Here is a 22,053-nt window from a genome sequence, read left to right as displayed (position 1 = left end):
CTTTCTATTATTCTATTTTATGGTATATGGAAAAAGGAGTGCAACCTTGCAGACTAATAAGGTTTTATGCACCAAAAAAAAGCCCTTAAAAAAGGGCTCGGATTTTATAGCTTAAATATCCGCAAAGAAGATTGCAATTCTTCTGCCATGGATGACAGGGAATTAGCGGCAGCTGCGATTTCTTCCATGGAAGCTAATTGTTCTTCGGTGGAATTAGCCATTGTTTCGGACGCGGATGCACTTTCTCTTGCAATGGTGGAAAGTTCATTTGCACGTGCCGCAACTTCTTGGATGCTGGCAGCGATTTGTTCTGAAATGGCTGCTACATCTTCCATCTTAGGTGAAATCTCATACACGCTTTGCATGATTTTATCGAATTTCTCTGTTGTTTCATTGGATGCGGCAATACCGTTTTCGACACTCTGCGTCGCAGCTTCCATCACTCGTACGGATACCTGTGTATCTTCCTGGATGGAGTGGATCAATTTTTCGATCTGTGTAGCGGATGTTTGGGATTGTTCAGCTAGTTTCCTTACTTCGCTAGCGACAACTGCAAAGCCTTTCCCGTGTTCACCGGCACTTGCAGCTTCAATAGCCGCATTCAATGCAAGGAGATTCGTCTGATTGGCAATTCCAACTATCACACTTACGATGCTGCCGATCTCATTGGAACGGTCTTGTAGAGAATGAATCGTTTTATTCGATTCGGTCACGGATTCGTAAATAGTGTTCATTTGCTGGACAGTCTTACTGACCGATTCCCCGCCATCCTTGGCTTGGTCGGCAGCTTGAGCCGTCAGATCTGTCACGGATTGCACACTTTCAGCTACTTTATTGATACCTGTTGCAATTTCGTTTAAAGCAAGGGCAGTATCTTCCACGTTTTTCTTTTGAACCTCGGCGCCATTGGTGATTTCCTGCACGCCTGCAGCTACTTGTTCTGTCACGGAAGTAGTTTGTTCAGCACTTGCCAATAACTCTTCTGAAGATGCAGCCACATGACCGGATTCATCTTCCACTTTTCTGATCAAATTGCCCAGATTATCAATCATCTTGTTGAATGCGCTGGCTACAAGGCCTAGCTCATCATTTGATTTTACGTCGACTTTTTCTGTAAGATCACCATCACTGACTTTTTCAGCAGTATTCTTTAATACATTCAAAGGTTTGATGATAGATCGGATAACAGAGAAAATAACAAATGCTCCGACAAGTAAAGATACGACGATGACGATGATACTTGTAATGAGAATTGGGGCAGTAGCATCCGCAATTTCGGAACGGGACATGATACCGGAAACTTTCCAGCCAGTCGTTTCATTCGTCGTGAAGACTAATTCCCTTGCTTCGCCATCTTTTTCATATTGGAATCCGCCAGACTCGCTATCATACTGCTTATCATAATAAGAACCTTCTGCTTTAGTTCCGGAATCTTCATTAGGGTGAGTGATGACATTTTGGTTTTCATCCAATATTACGGCAAAACCACTTTTTCCTATATTGATTTCACCGACTGTGTCTTGGAGCTGGTTCAAATCGACGTTCATGGCCATTACACCAGAACCGTCTTCTGTAGTCTTGGCAATGGTAACAACTGTGTTTTTGGTAGAGCTGGATTCGTAAGGTTCGGTTATGATGACGCTACCTTTATTTTCCATTGCTTCTTTGTACCAAGGTCTTTCGCGAGGATCATAGTTTTTATCTTTCTTTTTATTTGGTGATTGAATCATAAGACCATCGGTAGTCCCGACATAGACACTTTCAAGATCTGGGCGTAATTCGATATACTGATCTAATTTGCTTTTCACTTCCGGGCTTTTCGTCCCGTCATACATAGACTGATTTATGCTCTTGGCAAAAAATTCTGTATCATGCATTCGTGGTCGAATAGTATCATCGATGATTCCATTCAGAATATCGACATTTCCGCTGGCGCTGCCGATGAGCTGATCTGAAAGCTCATTTTTTGCGCTCACATAAGATATGACCCCAACAAGTACACTTGGGATGATGAGTATTGCTATAAAAGCAATTATAAGTTTATTTTTGATGCTGAATGCAAATCTATTCATTCCTTCAAGTCCTTCTCTCTATAATTCTTTATATGAACTGTTAATCCCTTATCTAATTTCGGTAAGGAATTAAGAATGTTTACTTTTTAAATTAAAGAAAGTAGAAAAGCATCTTTAAGTTAATAAAGTTTGTGACTTTTATACAAGATTTTATGGCTTTTAATTATTAAATTCGTATTTCAGAAGAGAAATTTACTATGATTCCATAGTTGTATAGGTAACTAAATGGAAAAATGTATGTAAAACGAATGTAAAGAGGGTTGCGAGGATAGGTAAATATAACTAATAGTGTGATTTGTATGAAATTAATTGGCAAGGAGGGGATTTAGGAAAGCAGGTTGAGAAAAAATAAGTGGAGAAATGAGCGATAGACATAAAAAAATCCGAACATACAAATGTCCGGATTTCTGTATTTCATATATAACCGCATGGCAAAAAATAAGATAGATTATCAGTTATTTGGTTTCCTACCCGGAATCCGATAGCACTTGGTTTCCCGTTCAGTAAAAAGGTGCCTGTCATCACATGTAATTCTTTCCGGCCTTTGACTGTGTTGACACTGACTACGGGCAGATCGACATACTCCTGATAGACTGAAATATAATTTGTGTAGCTTTTGTGCTGATCTTCCAGCAGCTTCTCGCCATCTTCATTGTATATTTCGACTGTATCCCCTTCTCTTCCAAACACAGGCTTTTTTACATAGTAGGAGCCTGACTCGAGGAAGGGAGCGGGATCTAAATAAGTGGGAAGGAAATAACTTTTGATCCAACTGCGTTCTTCTTCGGTGAAGAAAGGGTTATTTTCTTCATACAACGCCCAGACAATTGCCATGATGGCTTTGTTTTGGAGCAGGAAGGCGCTTGGAGGATTGATGATCCGCAGTTTGTTCTGCTCCACAAGCTCAAGCAGTAAAATACCGATTCTTTCTCCGCTATCCGGATCCTCATCTTCAATCAAACTTTCAATGGGAAAGGTCTGTCTGTATAGGACATCGATTTTATTATCAAGATCGTCGTAAAGTCCTTCTCCTTTGCGGATGGTCAGTTTGTCCAATGGTGTATAGCGTGATGGAAGATTTGCGAGTTCTTTTAAATAAAGGACTGTGTTCCTGTCTTCTATATTTTCACTATGGGAAGTGAATACAATATTTGGTGCGTTGGTATTTGTTTTGCGCGCTTCACCGATGATTGCGTCTCTTAATACGGCTTGAAGCCTTTTTTCTTCCTCTTGGTTTGGGTCGGTTTGTCCGAATTCCTTACTCACGAATCCGTTGACATGGAAAAGTTCCTTGATGAATGTTGGCGTATCACTATTGAACTCCAGCAGCTTTTCCTCACCATCAACTTCGACAGAGTCAAAGCGTCCTATGATGGTTTTGTTTTTCATCGTTTGCATGCGGATGAAATGCAGTGTCTCCTGTGGGAAACCGATGCGGATCAAGGAGTCATCATCAATTTCCTGCTGTGCTAACAGGTCAGCAGTCTTGAAAAGGATTTTTCCGCAGCGATATGCAAAAAGACGCTTGCGTTCTGTATCTTTTTCGGATATTGTCCGTATATCATATAGACTATATTCTTCCCCGTACATATCTGACCAAAAATCCGGGATTGTTTTGTAGAAGTTTTTTCGTCTTTGTTGGAACTCTTTCACTACAGATCACCTTTCGGGAAATGAATTAATTGTTTATCATGATTATACTAGATTATGGAATTTTGCAGGAGGCAGGAAATGAATAAACTCACGTATTATATAGATAGAGGATTACATACATACGACCCTTTGTTGGAATATACGGTTCCGTCGATAGAAAAGGATGAAATGCTTGCCCGGCAGTTATGTACTTATCATATTTTACAAGGTCGTCAATATGAATTGCTGGCCAATGAAATGAACGGCAAAGAAGAAGAACTCACATTGAAGGATCTTGGTGAGAACCCCAAACAAACAGATGAAAGAAGTTACGATCCTGTTCATGGTATACCGGTGGAGTTCAGGAAAGTATTGTATCCTGGCAGTGCTGGGAATACAGCGAACACCTATCTGAATACGATTAAAGTGGATAGACACTGGGATGTGCTGCGGTACCTGACAAAAGATGCCGTTGAAATACCTGGCTTTGGAAAAATGCGCGTGACTTCTACAGAAATTGATGAAGATCGATCTTGTTATGTGATTTATGTTGATGAAGAATGAAAGGGATGCAAAAGGCCGGAAGTCACTGACTTCCGGCCTTTTTTGTTCTTAGTAGGTAAGGCATTGTGCGATGATCCAGCCCAACGATAGGGAGAGCAGGAACATCAAAATCCCAATGGCTTTATTATCATCTTCGACTGCTTTGTTGATGCTGAAACGAACCGTGGCGAGCTCGGCGATATAATAGAGGATGATCTGACTGATGATACCGACTGCCCCCCAAATCACCATATCGATCATGCTGATGGAATGAGCGATGGAGGAGCCCAGGACCAAGGCCAGACCGACAACTTTACCGCCAAGCACTAAAGCGGCAGTTTGATTGCCCTGTGTAATCAGTTTGAATTCCTTTGCTTTCGTCGTGATTTCAAAAAGTGCTGTGCCGATGGCAAGCAGGACGATTGCAGCCCCTAAATAAGATATAAAGTTTAAAAATAATTCCATTTTTGATTTTCTCCTTTAATTGATCAAGTATTATCCGCCGAAAGATTTAGAGCCGCTGCCGAAGCCTTTGCTGGCCTTCGAGCTTGCATTGTTTTTCTTGATGGCACTGTTCACACTGCTGCTGCTGTTATAAAAAGAGCCATTGTAGAAGTAATGACTGTAGTGTGAAGAATTGGAGTCTTCACATTCCCAGGCATCTCCTTCCTGTTCCCATTCCTTGCAGTCTGTGTCTTTAGGGGGAGAACTGGCTTTTGTGCTACTGGAACAGCCTGTCATTCCTGCGATAAGGGCAACAGCGGAGATTCCAGTGATCCATTTCGTTGATTTACTCAAAAGCGATTCATCCTTTTCATTGTTTTATCCAGAGGAAGCGATATTTAATTTTCATCGCATATCTGACGTTTTATTGTACGAATAAAAAAAGGTTAAGTTTCGCATTCTGTTAATTTTATTCACTATGGTTCCTCCTTCATGCATGTATTTTCTGTTCGGCTTCATACTAACCATAAGATGCTTACGGAGGCGGAAAACAAATGATGCAAAAAAACCAAGAATCATCTAAATTGAAGCAGATGAAAGATCAAGTCATTGTCATAACAGGTGCATCCAGCGGTATCGGTTTGGTGACAGCAAGGATGGCAGCGGCTAAAGGCGCGAAAGTGGTATTAGCTGCAAGGAATGAATCCGCGCTTAGGGAATTGGCGGATGAATTACAGCAGGCTGGTCATGAAGCAATTTATGTACAAGCAGATGTTGGTATCGAAGCTGATGTAATCAGGATTGCAGAAGCTGCACAGAAGCATTACGGTCGTTTTGATACATGGGTGAATAATGCAGGAGTAACTATTTACGGCAATGCAATGGATGTCAGTGACCAAGATATGAAGCGGCTGTTTGCTACGAATTTCTGGGGTGTTGTATATGGCTCGAGAGTGGCGGTACATCATTTTCGGGAAAGGGGATATATGGGAGCTTTGATCAATGTCGGCAGCGTGTTCGGTGATCGGGGAACGCTGGTGCAGTCAGCATATGCACCCTCGAAATTTGCCGTGCATGGTTGGACGGAAAGCTTGCGGATGGAGATGGAAAGAGAGGGAGCGCCAGTATCGATTACGCTCATCCATCCGGGCAGGGTCGATACGCCATATAACGAGCATGCAAGGAGCTATCAGGAATATCAGCCAATCCATAAAGGCATGATGTATCCTCCAGAAGCGGTTGCAGAAGCCATTTTATATGCAGCCGCTAATCCTAAGAGGGATATTTATGTCGGGTCACAGGCGAAAATGCTGCAATTTTTAGGGTCTAATTTTCCGAGCCTAACAGATAAGGTATGGGAAATTGTTTTTCCGCGTACCCAATATGACAAGAATAGAAAATCGAATCGGCCGGAAGAAAGTAATTTGTATCATGCTGGTTATGGAATGCATGAACGTGGCACGAATATGGGGTGGAAGCGAAGGGGAAGTTTGTTCGTAAAAGCTGCGAAGCACCCTGTGTTGACGCGTATTTTGGTTGCTGGGTTAAGCGGATGGGCAGTGGCAAACATTCTGAAAAGGGATGAAGACTAAATAGAACGTCGTGGTGAGGGAGATGATGAAGCGCTGTATTCGCAAGCGATCTCTCACACAGAAATGGAACAGCAGCAAAATAAACAGGGATTGCATCAGTGAAAATTTCTTTTTTGCTAAGCGTCTTTAATCGAAAAAGCAGCCTCTCTTCAAGGGTACATATTTTAATCATTCAGACAATATTTGAAAAATGAGAAATTCATCTTGTAATCTCCTAAAAATAACACTATAATTGTTCTTATTATAAAGACAGTTGTCCTTTTGGGGTGGACTATACTTACTTCTCCCTTAGTACAGCATAAGATAGTGAGGGGATTTTCGTGAAAAATGCTTTGAAATTATGGAATCGGTTAAGCTTAGTGCAGCAAATCATCATTGGTCTTATTATTGGTATCATTCTCGCACTCACGATTCCGGATGCTGCCAAGCCAGTTACAATCCTGGGTACTTTGTTCGTGGGGGCGTTAAAGGCGATTGCACCCGTTTTGGTCCTTTTCTTAGTGACAGCGGCAATCGCTCAGCACCAAAAAGGCAAGCAGACGAATATGAAGTCGATCATTGTGCTGTATCTTGTTGGTACATTTGCCGCAGCGGTTGTAGCGGTGGTAGCAAGCTTCTTATTCCCGACTGAATTATCATTGGCAAATCCTCCGGAAGATGTGGCAACTGCTCCAGGAGGAATTGCGGAAGTCCTGCAAACGTTGCTGCTGAGCATCGTAGATAACCCAGTCAATGCTGTGATCAGTGCAAACTACATCGGTATCCTGGCGTGGGCGATTTTGTTCGGATTGGCGCTTCGCAGTGCTTCGGATGCAACGAAGACAGTGATTTCTAACTTATCAGATGCTGTATCGAAGGTCGTGACTTGGGTCATCAAGTTGGCACCGCTTGGAATCATGGGGCTTATATTCACTTCCATTTCGGAAAATGGTTTGTCTTCCTTGCTGAGCTACGGGAAGCTGCTGGCAATCTTGCTTGGCTGCATGTTCTTTGTTGCACTTGTCGTCAACCCGCTCATTGTATTCTTGCAAACAAGGCAGAATCCGTACCCGCTTGTGCTGATGTGCTTGAAGGAAAGCGGTATTACAGCATTCTTCACAAGAAGTTCTGCTGCCAATATCCCAGTGAACATGAAGCTTAGCGAAAGACTTGGACTTGATAAGGATACCTATTCTGTTTCCATTCCATTGGGGGCAACGATCAATATGGCAGGAGCAGCAGTGACTATTTCGGTCCTGACACTTGCTGCAGTCCATACACTCAATATCCAAGTCGATATTTTCACTGCCATCATCCTCAGTGTACTGGCAGCAATCAGTGCATGCGGAGCTTCTGGCGTTGCCGGCGGATCATTGTTATTGCTTCCGCTCACATGCAGTCTGTTCGGAATCCCTGCCGATGTAGCCATGCAAGTGGTCGGTGTCGGCTTCATCATCGGCGTTGTGCAGGATTCAGCAGAAACAGCATTGAATTCTTCGACGGACGTCGTCTTTACAGCTTCTGCTGAATATCGGAAGAAAAGGAAAGCTGGAGAAGAAGTTAATCTAAATAAAAAAATAAAAACTGCATGAATCAAAAAAACTGCATCTTCGAGGAGATGCAGTTTTTTTGTAATCTGACTCTTGTGTTTCATTTGATAGTGGGGAGTAAGAGAAGTGAACCTTACTTGATTTATTAAAAAGTGAAACTTTCAATCAATTCAGGCACTTCTTCATTTACCATATTCGTGAATACATCCGTCTCATTATCTAACAAAGGATCTGTACTGAATTCGATTGGCAATTCCATGATGGTCCCATAAGTGAAGACTTTTCCGTCCTTTGTCGTAATGTAACGTTCTAAAGGTCCGTCATGATAATCCTCTTCGTCATAAACGTAGATAGTAAAGATATTACATATTTCTTCTCCATCTACCATAAAGTTGAAGTTATAGCTTGTTTCTACTAATGGTGAAAAGGCGGAGTCTTTTTCTACAGTGAATTTATCACGCCAAGAAGATGGAAGTGTTAAGTCGAATCCAAAATCTTTGTTTTTATATTGAATGCTATCGCCTTCAGCAGTCGAGCTTTGTTCCAGTTTCTTTGTTCTTTCTTGCAAGTCTTTCCAGCTTATTTCTGTATCCACAACTCCTGCAGCCATGGGAAGGAAACCATAGTAGGTATTATAAATGGTGATACTCTCTTCTGTGACTTTGAAGGTGCTGAAATTGTTTGATTCCGGTGTGATGGTTGCAATGACATCCATCTTGAATTGATCTGAAGCGGGATCTCCCCGGTAGTCTCTATACCTTTCATCTGTGATGATATTCTCTGCTGTCAGATCCGCTAACGCTTCAAGTGACACTTCATTCTTTTCCAGCACTTCATCGATGGTTAGTTCCCTGTTATCTTTCAAATCAAAATAAATACTGCTGGTGCCGGGAGAACCATGCGCACCTCCAGCATAAATGTAATCATTGAATAGTATCGATACAAAGTCATCTGTAATGATAGGCTCATCAAATTCACTTGTATATGTATAGATTACTTGGATGGCATCCGAGTAATAGGCTTCATCATCTTTTTCTTTCATGTGATGTTCAAATAAATCAGTTGTTTTTGGTTCGATGAGCTTATCCAAAGGTTCATAATTAAAGTTTGGGTAATTAACATGTAGGTCACTTTGTTCAGTTTTATCTTTCAGTTCTATCGTTTCATAGTCTGAAAGCTTCTTGGCAAGCATTTTTTGTTCAGTTTCCTGCTTCTGACCTTTTTCTTCTTCGCTTTCATCTTTTACTTCAGAAATGGCATTGGTCGTATTAGAAGTACTGCAGCCTGCCATTATCATTAATACAAGTATTAGGCCGATGGTCATAATTACTTTTAAAAATTTCACTCCATAACTCCTCTATAATATACTTTTTTCATTTCTAATTGAGTATATTGTACCATTAAAGGGTGTGATTGGAAGTAATGGTAATGATATTTTGTGACTCGTTGTTAAATTTAAAGGAATAGATAGGAAGGGGAAATGTCCAATAGAATGATTTTCAATTAAAAATTGTATTGCTTGAGTGAATATCAAAAGATAGTATTTTATGATATTGTGAAATGGTATTATTTTCTATTGGGGTTTCATTTATAGTAAGAGAGGTCATGATTTGTCTAAATTAAAAAAGCATGTAAAGAAGATACACTCGCCGCTCCTGTTAAAAAATCTGCTTTTCGATAGCCTTTATACCATCCTGCTGCTGTTTTTCTATTGGCTGGCTTGGCGGTTGATAGATACTATCACGTATATTGGACAGCTTCATATAAATATTCCTTTGCTGGCTTTATGTACTGTCGTTATTATGCTCTTATTATGCAGAGTGATTTTGTTATATCGTAAACAGTCAAAACAGCAATCTTTGGATGAATCAAATCATTCCATTGTGATATCAGATGAGAATCTCCATATTGGCGAAAAGGAATTCCCGTTAGTGAATCTGAAGTATATTCGCACGTATAGGAAGGGTTTTGTTTTTCATTTCAGGAATAATATACTGATTCCGGTTTCGAGGAATCATAATATTCCTTCGCTCAAGGAAAAAAAGAAAATACCGGGTCTTTGGCTGTTAGCATTAGCTCTGTTTTTACTAATAACGGTAATGGGGGCGTATAAAGTCTATTACAACGCAACGGATTTTCATGGTGAACTCAGCTGGAAGCTGAATCGCATGGCGTCAGAAGAAAGAGTAAAACTAAGCAGCGATAATTTCTATGAAGTCGGAATTCAGGGTATCATTGACGCCGCAGATGAAAAAGTAGGGATGGAACCCTATTTGATGACGGATAATTTGGAAATAGAATTTGATAAGGATGGGACGATGACGAGTATCTATGCCTTTATAAACGGATATGACGAGGACAAAGTCCATCGGCATGATTATCTTATTTATAATAATGATGGCGGCAATAGCGTTATAGTCGACAAACAGGAATGGGATGATGATCGATATCCATTCCTACCAGAAAATGACCTGAAGTATGTGCTGGCTATGATGCGCTACATTCCTGTGCAGGAAGTTGTCGAGCAAACAGATGAAAAACACAACGCTATTCTGTATAAAGGGGTGCGTGATTGGGCGCTTCCTGATAATTTGCAGTACGTGTCGGCAGAAGGGGAGATTTATCCGCCTTCTCTTGGTTCAGTCAGCGGGCCGACGATATCCTTATATGTTCCAGGGAAAGAAGAGGAGATAACGCCGTATAGATATGTGTGGAGAGAATAAGAGCAGTCTTTGTTTCCATAAACTGCAGAGGAAAGACACTTTGTCTAAACAAATGATCGTTTTCGTATTTACTGCCCTTTTGTTTCTGACTGCCTGTAATTCCGATTATGAGGAAGAGATGCAAGAAGTATTTTCATCTGAGAAGAATTATGCAGAAGAAGAGCATGCCTTAAAGTTAGGTGAAGTCGACTCTGAGGTTGCGGTTTATCAGTCTGGAAAGTATATCTCCGTTAGTTATACACCTGAAGAAAATGAGGAAATCGTTGGTGTTTACGAAAGAAACTCCAAAAGTGGTTATGACCGTATGGCAGATGAAAGTGCTATTGATGGAAAAGAAGCTGTTATAATAAAGGCTACTATAATTGACTGAGTGAAGAAGCATGTCATTTTACACATGCTTCTTCTTTTTATTTGATAGTTGTTCGATTAAAATGTTCCACAATATATTGCTTGAATTTCTCTGCAATAGGAGATAAAAACTTTCCTTCCATACTAGAGATGCCGATTGTACGTACACACTTTGGTGAGCTGATTCTAACCTTTGCAATTTTCATTTGATCGAGGCTTTTCACATCGGGAAGAATTGAGATGCCGAGACCTGCTCCAACGAAACCGGCAATGGTTGTCACTTCTTCTCCTTCAAATACGATTTTGGGTTGGATTCCGACCTGATCAAAGATAGAATCTATTGTGACGCGCAAAGCATATCCTTCTTCCATGAGGATAAAGGGTTCGTCGGCGATTTCTTCCAATGTGATGGATTTTCGATTGGCCAGCGGGTGTGTTTTCGGCAGGAATAAAAAGAGTTCCTCCTGCCATAAAGGTGTCCACTGCATCCTGGGCTTAACCGGAAAGGATGCAAGCAGACAAAGATCCAAATCACCGGTTTGCAGGTTCTCCAGCAGCCAATTCGAATGGTTCTGCTTCAAATGAAATTGTACTTTGGGGTATTCCTCTTTGAAGGCACCAATTATGTTTGGAACGATTGAAGTGCCGAGTGTATGCAGGAATCCTAGTGATATTTCTCCTTTATCGGGATCCAGCAAAGACTGGATTTCTTCTTTTCCTTCGTCGAATTCTTTTAAAATAAGGTCGACTCGCTTCAATAACAATTCTCCGTACTTATTCAATTTGATTGTTCTGCCTTGTCTGTCGAACAGTGGTGTGCCGATTTGGCTTTCCAGCCTCGCAATCGAGCGGGATAGAGCTGGCTGGGTGATGGACAGGATTTGAGCGGCTTTTGTCACATGCTGTTCGCGTGCAAGTGTCTGGAAATATTCGAGCTGTTCCCATTCCATAAGAAAGGCCTCCGATTATTATGTATTACATAGAGTAATCAAAAACATATTTATTATGCATTATACATTATATGAAGGGAGTGTTACGATTTTTATGGAAGATAGGTAAGTTTAAGGAGGATCAACATGGATTATAGAATCGAAAAAGATACCTTTGGAGAAATAAGAGTTCCAGCCGATAAGTTATGGGGAGCCCAGACACAACGAAGTAAAGAAAATTTTAAGATAGGTTCGGAAAAAATGCCTGAGCGTGTAGTGAAGGCTTTTGCTATATTGAAGCGCAGTACTGCTATTGCCAATCATCGCCTTGGGAATTTGGACAGTGAAAAAGCTGACAGTATCGTAACAGTATGCGATGACATCCTGACTGGTAAGTATGATGATAATTTTCCGCTTGTTGTATGGCAGACAGGAAGCGGCACGCAAAGTAATATGAACATGAATGAAGTCGTTGCAAATCTTGCTACTGCTTTGCTGAAAGAAAAAGGTTCGGATGCAGTGGTACATCCGAATGATGATGTTAACCGCAGTCAGAGTTCAAACGATACATTTCCGACGGCAATGCACGTTGCAGGTGTGTTGGCTGTTTATGAACAGCTGCTACCTGCAGTGGAACAGCTTCGCCATACGCTTCATGAAAAAGCTGAAATGTTCCATAACATTGTGAAAATAGGTCGTACACATCTCCAGGATGCTACGCCGTTGACGCTCGGACAAGAGATCAGCGGCTGGGTCCATATGCTGGATCGGTCCAAAGAAATGGTTACAGAAGCGACGGAAAAACTGCGTGCCCTGGCAATCGGAGGTACAGCTGTTGGAACAGGCATCAATGCCCATCCGATGTTTGGTGACACTGCAGCGGAAGAAATCTCCAAATTTACAAATCAACCATTCATCAGTTCACCAAATAAATTCCATGCTTTGACGAGCCATGATGAAATGACTTATGCCCATGGTGCATTGAAGGCCCTTGCTGCTGACTTGATGAAGATTGCTAATGATGTACGATGGCTGGCGAGCGGCCCTCGCTGCGGCATCGGCGAAATTACCATTCCAGCAAATGAGCCAGGAAGTTCCATCATGCCAGGGAAAGTCAACCCAACTCAATGTGAAGCATTGACTATGGTGGCAGCCCAAGTCATGGGGAATGATGCAACGATCGGATTTGCAGCAAGTCAGGGTAATTTTGAACTGAACGTATTCAAACCAGTGATCATTTATAACTTCTTGCAGTCCGTGCAGCTATTGAGTGACAGCATGGTATCCTTCCATGATAATTGTGCAGCAGGCATTGAGCCGAATGAACAGGTAATCGAGGATAACTTGAAGAATTCCTTGATGCTGGTAACTGCATTGAATCCGCATATCGGATACGAAAATGCTGCAAAAATCGCGAAGCTTGCCCATAAAGAAGGTCTGACATTGAAAGAAGCTGCAGTTAAGCTTGAATTACTGACGGAAGAGCAGTTTGATGAGATGGTGAAGCCGGAAGATATGGTCAAACCGACTATATAAAAAAACAGCCAAGCCGCTTGTCGCGGTCTTGGCTGTTTTCATTTTGTCATGCGCAGCATTGCTTTGATTTCATTCCAGCCATCTTGGCTATAATGGTCACCGACTTTTTTAATATGCTGTTTTTAATAATCCATTCTTTTAGTAGTAAAGGATGTACTTCTGTCGTATCAGCTCTGTTATATACAACTCCTAAAAACTCAAGAGATTCATTTTAACAAATAAGCATCTTTAACTGTCAGGAGCACAGAGATGACATCTGGTATAGCCGTAAACGCATCTGAAGAAGAGAGATCCTTTGTGAGTTCCTCATAGCAATGACTAAAATACCACTCATCCTTACCCAGCTCAGCTTCCCAATTTTCAAATACCCTTAACAATTCATTTTTCATTTTACAGCGAATACCCCGTCGACTGGAAAAAGAACTGTGACTGCTCGTAGTTATAAGAGATGCGTGAAAAGTCGAACGGGACTCCATTATTCAGATAGAAGATTGTTTCCACGAACAGTTCTGGATCACCAGTTTGGAGTCCGAGATGCTGTGCATTATCTTCATTCAGCTTCTGGATATGCACGTATAAATCAGAGAAGCCTATCTTGGCACCTAAGCCATTGCTGATGTATTCGAAGATTGATCCAGTCGCAATTTCGTTATTCAAATAGGTTACGATTGCTTTATTATAATAGGATTCTTCAAGACAAAGTGTTTGTCCGTTAATATAACGTATCCGTTTGACGTAATAAACGTCATCTTCTGGGTCGATTTTTAGATTGAAGGCAACCTCTGCTGTTGCTTTTCGGACATCGAGTTCCAAGACCTTCGCAGTTATATCGAAGCCGCTCAGCTCGTCACTGAAGCCTTGGTTCGAGAAGCTGATGTAGCCTTTACGGCTGCGGCGCCGTACGAAAATACCGCTGCCGCGTACTTGATAAACTAGTCCTTTTCGTTCAAGCAAGCTGAGAGCCTTGATGACGGTGCTTTTGCTTGTTTTATATTGGGACATCAAAGTTTCCAGCACAGGCAGCTTGGTGCCTTGCGGGAGATCATTCATCTCGATATCCTGTTGGATTTCATTGGCAATCTGCTGATATTTAAGCATAGCTACAGTCCTTATTTGTTTAGATAGAGCGATTTTAGCACACTAAGTCTATAACGAAAACCCTACTCTTTTAAAATGCTCTATTAATTTTATTAGTTTACACTTGATAAATTGTACCGGTATAATTATAATGTAAGCGTATACTAAAGAAAAAGAGGTGTTTCAAGTGGCTGAAAAAGTAAGGGATTATCCAAAACTTGCTGGAGATATATTGGAGGCTGTCGGTGGTGAAGAAAATATTGTAAACGCTACCAGATGTGCGACGCGATTGCGCTTGGTACTTAAACGATCCAAGCCTTCTGCTAAACAAGAGGTTAATAGTCTTCCAGGTGTTATTACTGTGGTAGAAAACAATGGTCAGTTCCAAGTCGTTATCGGTCAGCATGTCGGTGATGTATATGATGAGTTTGCTAAACTCGTAAATTTAGATACAGCCGATGACGAAGATGATAAGCCTAAAGGCTCGATCTTGAATCGTATTATTGCAACAATGTCTGCTGTATTTGCGCCATTCATCTATATATTGGCTGCTGCAGGTATTCTGCAAGGTGCACTTATTTTAATCAACTTGCCATTCCCAAGCTTTGCAGATACAAGTACGTATCAGGTAATAAGCTTTATATCTTGGGCGCCTTTTACTTTCTTGCCGATTTTCATTGCCATAACAGCTTCCAGGCATTTCAAGTCGAACATGTATATTGCTGTTGCGGCTACTGCGGCACTTGTAAGCCCTGACTGGGCAACCATGGCAGCGAGCATTGGAGAAGGAAACAGCATGAGCTTCCTCGGCCTGCCGCTTACAGAGACAACTTATACGTCATCTGTACTGCCGCCGCTATTCCTAGTATGGATTCTTTCTTACTTGGAACGCTTCTTGAACAAACGGATCCATGAAGTGGTTCGTCCAATTATTGTGCCATTACTAAGTATTTTAGTGATGGTTCCGCTGACATTAGTTGTAATCGGACCAATCACGACATTAGGTGCAAACGGAATTGCGAACGGATACAACTTCTTGGCTGAATATGCACCATGGCTTGCGGGAGCAATCATCGGAGCCTTTTGGCAGGTTATCGTAATCTTCGGCGTTCACTGGGGTATCACGCCGCTTGCGTTGGCGAACTATGATCTATACGGTCGTGATTCATTCCAGGCTTACCAAACAATTGCCGTTATTGCACAAGTCGGAGCTGTTATCGGCGTTATATTAAAAGCAAAAAGTAAAGAAGTGAAAAGGATTGGTACTTCTGCAGGTATCACCGGGATCTTCGGTATCACGGAACCAGCAATTTATGGTGTAACGCTGCGATTTAAGAAACCATTTATCATTGGCTGTATCTCTGGTGCAGTAGGAGCGATTGTCGCAAGTTTCTTCAATCCATACTACTTTGCCTATGCGGGACTTCCAGGACCATTAACTATTGTAAATGGTATCAATTCAGAGTACCCAATGAGTATATGGGGCATTGTGATTGGGGTTACAATCGCTATTGTACTGCCAATCATTTTAATCCAAATTTTCGGTTTCGGAGAAGATGCTGCAGAACAAGCTGACAGCACTGCAGCAGCAGGTAAGGGAGAAGCGAAAGCAGAAGCTTCTGCAGCAGCAAACAATGAAGAAGTAGTTTATGCACCATTAAACGGTAAATTGCTTGCATTGGAAGAAGTACCGGACGAGGTGTTCAGTTCAGGAGCTATGGGTAAAGGGCTGGCTATTGAACCTAGTGAAAACAAAGTTTATGCGCCATTTGACGGAACCATTGTGATGCTTGCACCGACAAAGCATGCGATCGGATTACGTTCTAATGCTGGTGCAGAAGTATTGATTCACGTAGGTCTTGATACAGTTAAACTGAATGGGGAGCCATTTACGCTGCATGTGAAAGAGGGAGACCGCGTGAAAAAGGGCGATGTATTGAGCGAGTTTGATGGTGATGCGATTGAAGCTGCAGGAGTGCAGACAATTACACCAATCATCTTAACCAATCCAGCTAACTATAAAGAAATCATCATTGATGAGACAGAGACAACAACACAAGGCAACGACTTGCTGACAGTTGTGAAATAGGAGGAGAAAACTATGACTACATTACCGAAGGACTTCTTATGGGGCGGCGCACTTGCCGCCCACCAATTCGAGGGCGGCTGGAATCAGGACGGCAAAGGCCCGAGCGTCATCGATGTTCTGACTGCTGGTGCACATGGTGTGCCGCGTGAACTTACAGAAACGGTTGAAGCGGATAAATTCTACCCGAACCATGAAGCGATTGATTTCTATAATCGCTACAAAGAGGATGTTGCACTGTTCGCAGAAATGGGTCTCAAATGTTTGCGTACATCCATCGGCTGGACACGTATCTTCCCGAAAGGTGATGAAGCGGAGCCGAACGAAGCAGGTCTGAAATTCTATGATGATCTTTTCGATGAACTACTGAAGCATGGCATCGAGCCGGTCATTACACTATCTCACTTCGAGATGCCATTGCACTTGGCACGTGAATTCGGCGGATTCCGCAGCAGAGAGGTTGTGGACCACTTTGTTCGTTTCGCAGAAGTCTGCTTCAACCGTTACAAAGACAAGGTCAAATACTGGATGACATTCAACGAAATCAACAACAAGATGGATACCGATAATCCATTATTCCTTTGGACAAACTCTGGTGTCACAGTGAAAGAGGGCGAAAATGCCCGCGAAGTGATGTACCAGGCTGGTCATCACGAGCTGCTTGCCAGTGCCCTTGCTGTCAGCAAAGGGAAGGAAATCAATCCGGAATTCCAGATTGGCGCCATGGTATCTCATGTACCGATCTATCCGTATTCCTCCAATCCAAACGATGTGATGCTGGCAGAAGAGCTGATGCGTGAGCGTTACTTCTTCCCGGATGTACATGTTCGCGGCTACTACCCAAGCTATGTGCTGAAAGAATTTGAACGGGAAGGCTATAACATCGTATTTGAAGATGGCGATGAAGAAATTCTACGCAATGGTACGGTTGATTACCTTGGCTTCAGTTATTACATGAGTACGACTGTTGATAGTAATAAAGGAGTGGAACAGAATACCAATAACACTAACGGCGGATTGGCTCAGAGTGTAGAAAATCCTTATATCAAGGCAAGTGACTGGGGCTGGTCGATCGATCCGACAGGTTTGCGTTATACATTGAACCGCTTCTATGACCGCTACCAGATTCCGTTGTTCATCGTTGAGAACGGCTTCGGCGCAGTTGATACTGTAGAAGAAGACGGGTCTATCCACGACCCGCAGCGTATCGATTATCTGCGCTCACATGTGGAAGAGCTTAAAAAAGCTGTGAACTACGATGGCGTCGATCTGTTAGGCTATACACCATGGGGGATCATCGACATCGTGTCCTTCACAACTGGTGAAATGAAGAAACGCTACGGCATGATTCACGTTGATCGTGATAATGAAGGAAATGGTTCGATGAAACGCTCGAAGAAAGATTCGTTTGATTGGTATAAAAAAGTGATTGGTTCAAACGGGGAAGAACTTTAAAATTGATGGACCTTGGATGGAGGAAACTCCTTCTGGGGTCTTTTTGTTAAAGAAGGGAAACCTATGTTAAATTGAGTAAAGCAGAGTTTGAAAAGGAAAGAAGGGTTACTATCCGCCGATTATTACAATTTTTACTCGCATTAGCAGGTTCCATGATTACACTTTTAGTCTTGATTTTTATTATGGACATGGTAATGGTTTTGACAACATCATTAAAAATGACTGATATAACTGAAGGATTTGTCTATCAAGCCATCTTAGGGGCCCCTTTTCTTTTACTGGGTTGTGTTCTCGGAACAAGTATGGTGAAAAGGCAGATGATGCACAGGCTGTCTGAAAAGCTTGGTTTTGGTTTTCTGATTGGATTAATAGCTTATATATTGCTGAACTCATCTGTTCCATCAGATGATGTACATATTATTTTTCCGCTGGTCGCTGGTCTTATATATACAGGAAGCCTGATGGTGTTTTTCATCATTAACATATTTGATTAAGAATTCAAAAATAGAAGCTGGGAATTTCATAATTAATTTAGTTTGTAGTCAATTATTACCTGATATCTTCCATAATCTTTGAACCTGTACCAATTGCTTGCCTTGAAACTCTAATTTATATATGTCAGGTTTGGAAGTGCTATATAAAAAATCCAAGTTATATTTGCTATCGAAATATCCCATCATTAAAGTCATAATAGCTCCGTGTGTACCTATCACTATCTTTTTATCTTTAAAGGAATCTAACAGCTTGTTTAGTACCGCAATTGCTCTCTTTTGACTTTCGGCATTTGATTCTCCGCCATCCATTGAGAAATCAGTATTTGAAAATGACTTTTCCAGGAGTGGAACCAATTCTTTATCAGGTATTCGATTATCTCCAGAAGAGAAAACTCTCTCTTTTAAATCCTCGTAAACATAAACTTCTTGTCCGATATGCTCAGCTATCTTGCTGACAGTCAGTATCGAGCGTGTATAGGGGCTGGAAGCAACTGCATCGATTTCTTCATCTATTAGAATCTCAGTTAATCTATCAGCATCCAATCGACCTTTAGGGGTCAATCCTCTTGTTCTTTCCTCAGCTTCTTTAGGTGAATCGCCGTGTCTCACCATATAAACGAATGTGCTCATAATTCGCCTCCTACATTGATGGAAAACTCACTAAATACGTTATTAGAGAATCTGGTTTTAATTTTATGGCATCGAGTTCACTGCAAGTTCTATGAGCCCGGATAGAATAAGCAAAAAGACCATAAATAAGATTGCATACAATAGAGGCAGCTTTATCATAGTTTTCTTTTTTAAATTTAAATATGTCATTGAGCCTAAACCAATAGAAATCAGCCATACAATTACACCAAAAAGTGAGAATAAGTACTTGGAATTATTAATCCAAAGTATCGTGATAACTAGATAAAAAAGCAGCAGAGAATATGCTGGTCCGCGCATTTCTTTTTCCCTCTCATCAATTATAAATTTCCCGATTTAATAAAGTAATCCGTTCCTAAATATACCATAAAATAGATATTGCTTTATTCTTTTCAACACTTTCATTTACATGTATTGTGAAATATCGATAAGTTTATCCATCCGCACGCAGGAAACCATCGTGACTCCAGTCTGGGCTTACGGATTATCCACCTATCACTTTCCACAATATCCCTATTCTCTGTGATACAATCGTCTATATATAAAACCAACTTCCCCAGTTTGTCATCCTCCAGTGCATGAAGTAACTTGGCATGCAGGAGGAGGAGTATATTCGCGAACATATACGCCTAAAAACAGTATGGAGGGATTTACAGCATACTTAAGAACGATTAAAAATGATAACCATACGTATACGAAAATAGAAAATAAAGAGCTGCCAGTAAAGCGGCTAACGGAATGGTAACACCCAGGATATTAGAACGTTTCCAAGGCCCTTTCGGATCTGTATAACCTTTATACAGCAGATATATCACTAGTCCGATCATCGGAACAAACAGTAGATGGCGGATATCTGCGATCCATTCATTATTTACAATCCAATTGATATTGGGTGTTGTTACGTTACCATCTGCGCTATCAATGCGCTCTTTGACTAAAATAAAGAGGAAGCCAAGTGCCAGATAGTAAATGATGAATAGGGTCTTAACAGGTTTATTCAAATACCTTGTAAAGATGATGACTGCCAAAAACAAGACTAGCAATATGACCAACAGAATGTATTCCTGCATGATATATCCTCCTTTTCAGAGATTGGAATGATAGTGTGAAACTAACTGTAACAGATCAATATGTGAGGCAAATGAGTCTGAAGGAAGAAGCTGCATCTCTTCCTAATCAATTCCCTTATACACTGCCAGTCATTCAAAACTTAGGCGAACTTTCTTTTCATCCCAACGTCACGTATATCATCGGTGAAAATGGAATGGGCAAATCGACATTGCTTGAAGCACTCGCCGTCGCACTCGGATTTAACCCGGAAGGCGGGTCGAAGAACTTCACATTTTCCAGTTATGAATCGCATTCGGAGCTGCATGAGCTAGTAAGGATTGTACGCAGCGGAAATCGTCCAAAAGATGGTTATTTCTTTCGTGCCGAGACTTTCTACAATGTAGCGACGTATATCGAGGAGCTGGATCGAGGTGGCGGGGGCAGAAGGATCATTGATTCCTATGGTGGGAAATCTCTGCATGAACAATCCCATGGAGAAGCCTTTTTCGCCGCATTCATGGAGCGCTTCGGCGGCAAAGGCCTGTACATACTTGATGAGCCGGAAGCTGCTTTATCGCCGATCCGCCAGCTGTCGATGCTTGCGCGAATCGACGAGCTTGTGGAGCAAGGATCACAGTTCATCATCTCCACACATGCGCCGCTGCTGATGGCCTATCCTGATGCGAAGATTTTTCAGTTGGACGCAGAAGGAATAGATGAGGTGCAGCTTGAACAGACACAGCACTACAGTATCATGAAGCAGTTTTTTGAGGACCGGGGCAGATTATTGCATCACTTGTTCCAAAGATGAATTCATAATCAGAAAGGAATACTTGAGCATGACAAAGAAAGAAAAGCACCCTAAGGTTGATGAATATCTTAGTAAAACAAAGCAGTGGAAGGAAGAATTCGAAAAGCTGAGAGAAATCGCTTTTGAGTCTGAGCTGACGGAAGAATTCAAATGGAATCATCCTTGTTATACGCTTAATGGGCGCAACGTAGTCCTGATACATGGATTCAAGGAATATTGTGTGCTTTTATTTCATAAAGGAGCATTGCTGAAGGATCCGGATGGCATCTTGATTCAGCAGACGGAGAATGTGCAGGCGGCACGCCAGATCCGCTTTACCAATGTCAGGGAAATAAATGAAATGGAAACCATCTTGAAAGCTTATATTCATGAGGCAATCGAGGTCGAAATGCTTGGCTTGGAAGTGGCTTTAAAAAAAGAGACGGAATATAACGTCCCTGAAGAGCTTCAGTTGGCATTCACAGAAACACCTACGTTAAAAACGGCTTTTGAAGCATTGACACCAGGGCGGCAAAGGGCCTATCTCCTTTATTTCTCGCAAGCGAAACAATCAAAAACGAGGCAGGCAAGAATTGAAAAATATACACAGCATATTCTTGATGGAAAAGGATTGAATGATCGATAACGCATTTAACAGAGGGGAAACAATGATCATAACAAGAGCGACAGTTCAAGATATAAAACAAGCAGCAACATTATTCGATAGTTATCGGCAGTTTTATAAGCAAGCTCCTGATTTGGACGGAGCGGAAACATATATAACAGATAGGTTGCAAAAAGGTGATTCTGCTATTTTCCTCGCAAAAGCTGAAAATGAATATGTTGGCTTCATGCAGCTTTATCCTACTTTCTCATCGATCAGTATGAAGCACGCTTGGATCCTCAATGACCTTTACGTATCAGAAAGTGCCAGACAGCAGGGTGTCGGTGAAGCGTTACTTGAAATGGCCGAGACGTTTGCCAGGGAGTCTGGGGCATGCAGCATAGCACTCTCAGTACAGCACCAGACAATAACAAAGCACAGCGTCTGTACAAACGAAAAGGGTATGAGCGGGATCAGCAGTTTTATCATTATGAGCTGAGT

At 41.6% G+C, this 22,053-nt stretch carries 22 protein-coding genes; 12 read left to right on the top strand and 10 right to left on the bottom strand.

From position 1 onward, the window contains the following. Positions 1–104 precede the first annotated feature (104 nt). On the bottom strand, positions 105–2,072 hold the full coding sequence (locus SFC66_RS11450) for a methyl-accepting chemotaxis protein (protein WP_411218861.1): 1,968 nt from the start codon (positions 2,070–2,072) through the stop codon (positions 105–107). A gap of 414 nt (positions 2,073–2,486) precedes the next feature. Continuing rightward, on the bottom strand, positions 2,487–3,725 hold the full coding sequence (locus tag SFC66_RS11445; protein WP_411218860.1) for a glutathionylspermidine synthase family protein: 1,239 nt from the start codon (positions 3,723–3,725) through the stop codon (positions 2,487–2,489). Positions 3,726–3,803: 78 nt separating this feature from the next. On the opposite strand from SFC66_RS11445, the gene SFC66_RS11440 reads away from it, so the two are divergent. Beyond that, entirely contained in the window at positions 3,804–4,268 is a 465-nt protein-coding gene (locus SFC66_RS11440) for an RNA helicase (RefSeq protein WP_411218859.1), read from the top strand. Between the two features lie 48 nt (positions 4,269–4,316). On the opposite strand, the gene SFC66_RS11435 is transcribed toward SFC66_RS11440, so the two are convergent. Next, positions 4,317–4,712 carry a DUF350 domain-containing protein gene (locus tag SFC66_RS11435; RefSeq protein WP_411218858.1) on the bottom strand — a complete coding sequence of 132 codons (396 nt, stop codon included), beginning with the start codon at positions 4,710–4,712 and terminating at the stop codon, positions 4,317–4,319. Positions 4,713–4,742: 30 nt separating this feature from the next. Continuing rightward, the gene (locus SFC66_RS11430; protein WP_411218857.1) at positions 4,743–5,045 is read right to left on the bottom strand and encodes an aminotransferase yhxA; all 303 of its coding nucleotides are present in this window, start codon (positions 5,043–5,045) and stop codon (positions 4,743–4,745) included. Between the two features lie 200 nt (positions 5,046–5,245). On the opposite strand from SFC66_RS11430, the gene SFC66_RS11425 reads away from it, so the two are divergent. Together SFC66_RS11425 and sstT are read left to right on the top strand one after the other, a co-directional pair. After that, positions 5,246–6,283 carry an SDR family oxidoreductase gene (locus SFC66_RS11425; RefSeq protein ID WP_411218856.1) on the top strand — a complete coding sequence of 346 codons (1,038 nt, stop codon included), beginning with the start codon at positions 5,246–5,248 and terminating at the stop codon, positions 6,281–6,283. A gap of 320 nt (positions 6,284–6,603) precedes the next feature. Continuing rightward, positions 6,604–7,854: a serine/threonine transporter SstT gene (sstT, locus tag SFC66_RS11420; RefSeq protein ID WP_411218855.1), complete on the top strand. Its 1,251-nt coding sequence runs from the start codon at positions 6,604–6,606 to the stop codon at positions 7,852–7,854. Between the two features lie 103 nt (positions 7,855–7,957). Here the strand turns inward: sstT and SFC66_RS11415 are convergent, their stop codons facing one another. Then, the gene (locus tag SFC66_RS11415) at positions 7,958–9,157 is read right to left on the bottom strand and encodes a PdaC/SigV domain-containing protein (protein WP_411218854.1); all 1,200 of its coding nucleotides are present in this window, start codon (positions 9,155–9,157) and stop codon (positions 7,958–7,960) included. A gap of 265 nt (positions 9,158–9,422) precedes the next feature. Between SFC66_RS11415 and SFC66_RS11410 the strand changes: the two genes are divergently transcribed. Then, positions 9,423–10,535, top strand: a complete 1,113-nt coding sequence (locus SFC66_RS11410) for a hypothetical protein (RefSeq protein WP_411218853.1) — start codon at positions 9,423–9,425, stop codon at positions 10,533–10,535. 40 nt (positions 10,536–10,575) lie between these two features. Further along, a complete protein-coding gene (locus tag SFC66_RS11405; RefSeq protein ID WP_411218852.1) occupies positions 10,576–10,905 on the top strand; it encodes a hypothetical protein in 330 nt (109 codons plus the stop codon). 37 nt (positions 10,906–10,942) lie between these two features. Here SFC66_RS11405 and SFC66_RS11400 read toward each other — a convergent pair whose 3' ends face one another. Next, entirely contained in the window at positions 10,943–11,833 is an 891-nt protein-coding gene (locus SFC66_RS11400) for a LysR family transcriptional regulator (RefSeq protein WP_411218851.1), read from the bottom strand. Between the two features lie 126 nt (positions 11,834–11,959). On the opposite strand from SFC66_RS11400, the gene fumC reads away from it, so the two are divergent. Next, positions 11,960–13,348 carry a class II fumarate hydratase gene (gene fumC / locus SFC66_RS11395; protein WP_411218850.1) on the top strand — a complete coding sequence of 463 codons (1,389 nt, stop codon included), beginning with the start codon at positions 11,960–11,962 and terminating at the stop codon, positions 13,346–13,348. Positions 13,349–13,554: 206 nt separating this feature from the next. On the opposite strand, the gene SFC66_RS11390 is transcribed toward fumC, so the two are convergent. Together SFC66_RS11390 and SFC66_RS11385 are read right to left on the bottom strand one after the other, a co-directional pair. Further along, positions 13,555–13,737, bottom strand: coding sequence for a hypothetical protein (locus SFC66_RS11390; RefSeq protein ID WP_411218849.1), 183 nt, complete (start codon positions 13,735–13,737; stop codon positions 13,555–13,557). Position 13,738: 1 nt separating this feature from the next. Further along, the gene (locus SFC66_RS11385) at positions 13,739–14,446 is read right to left on the bottom strand and encodes a GntR family transcriptional regulator (protein WP_411218848.1); all 708 of its coding nucleotides are present in this window, start codon (positions 14,444–14,446) and stop codon (positions 13,739–13,741) included. Between the two features lie 166 nt (positions 14,447–14,612). Between SFC66_RS11385 and SFC66_RS11380 the strand changes: the two genes are divergently transcribed. The 3 genes from SFC66_RS11380 to SFC66_RS11370 all read left to right on the top strand — a co-directional run bounded on the left by SFC66_RS11380 (position 14,613) and on the right by SFC66_RS11370 (position 18,460). After that, positions 14,613–16,514, top strand: a complete 1,902-nt coding sequence (locus SFC66_RS11380) for a beta-glucoside-specific PTS transporter subunit IIABC (protein WP_411218847.1) — start codon at positions 14,613–14,615, stop codon at positions 16,512–16,514. A 12-nt stretch (positions 16,515–16,526) separates the two neighbouring features. Further along, positions 16,527–17,966 carry a 6-phospho-beta-glucosidase BglA gene (gene bglA, locus SFC66_RS11375; RefSeq protein WP_411218846.1) on the top strand — a complete coding sequence of 480 codons (1,440 nt, stop codon included), beginning with the start codon at positions 16,527–16,529 and terminating at the stop codon, positions 17,964–17,966. Positions 17,967–18,037: 71 nt separating this feature from the next. Beyond that, positions 18,038–18,460, top strand: a complete 423-nt coding sequence (locus SFC66_RS11370) for a hypothetical protein (protein WP_411218845.1) — start codon at positions 18,038–18,040, stop codon at positions 18,458–18,460. A gap of 48 nt (positions 18,461–18,508) precedes the next feature. On the opposite strand, the gene SFC66_RS11365 is transcribed toward SFC66_RS11370, so the two are convergent. Together SFC66_RS11365 and SFC66_RS11360 are read right to left on the bottom strand one after the other, a co-directional pair. After that, the gene (locus SFC66_RS11365) at positions 18,509–19,090 is read right to left on the bottom strand and encodes a histidine phosphatase family protein (protein ID WP_411218844.1); all 582 of its coding nucleotides are present in this window, start codon (positions 19,088–19,090) and stop codon (positions 18,509–18,511) included. A 689-nt stretch (positions 19,091–19,779) separates the two neighbouring features. Next, complete coding sequence (locus SFC66_RS11360) at positions 19,780–20,178, bottom strand: hypothetical protein (RefSeq protein WP_411218843.1); 399 nt, start codon at positions 20,176–20,178, stop codon at positions 19,780–19,782. A 35-nt stretch (positions 20,179–20,213) separates the two neighbouring features. Between SFC66_RS11360 and SFC66_RS11355 the strand changes: the two genes are divergently transcribed. Genes SFC66_RS11355 through SFC66_RS11345 form a run of 3 tightly spaced genes read left to right on the top strand, consistent with a single transcriptional unit; the run spans position 20,214 to position 22,051 of the window. After that, positions 20,214–20,969 carry an AAA family ATPase gene (locus tag SFC66_RS11355; RefSeq protein WP_411218842.1) on the top strand — a complete coding sequence of 252 codons (756 nt, stop codon included), beginning with the start codon at positions 20,214–20,216 and terminating at the stop codon, positions 20,967–20,969. A 28-nt stretch (positions 20,970–20,997) separates the two neighbouring features. After that, positions 20,998–21,594 (top strand): YdeI/OmpD-associated family protein, encoded by a 597-nt coding sequence (locus tag SFC66_RS11350; RefSeq protein WP_411218841.1) that lies wholly within the window; start codon positions 20,998–21,000, stop codon positions 21,592–21,594. Between the two features lie 22 nt (positions 21,595–21,616). Further along, positions 21,617–22,051, top strand: coding sequence for a GNAT family N-acetyltransferase (locus SFC66_RS11345; protein ID WP_411218840.1), 435 nt, complete (start codon positions 21,617–21,619; stop codon positions 22,049–22,051). Positions 22,052–22,053: the final 2 nt, after the last annotated feature.

The sequence above is a fragment of the Terribacillus saccharophilus genome (assembly GCF_046592895.1).
GTDB lineage: Bacteria > Bacillota > Bacilli > Bacillales > Amphibacillaceae > Terribacillus > Terribacillus saccharophilus_D.
The sequence above is the reverse complement of the archived record's forward strand: the minus strand, read 5'-3'. Positions and strand labels throughout refer to the sequence as shown.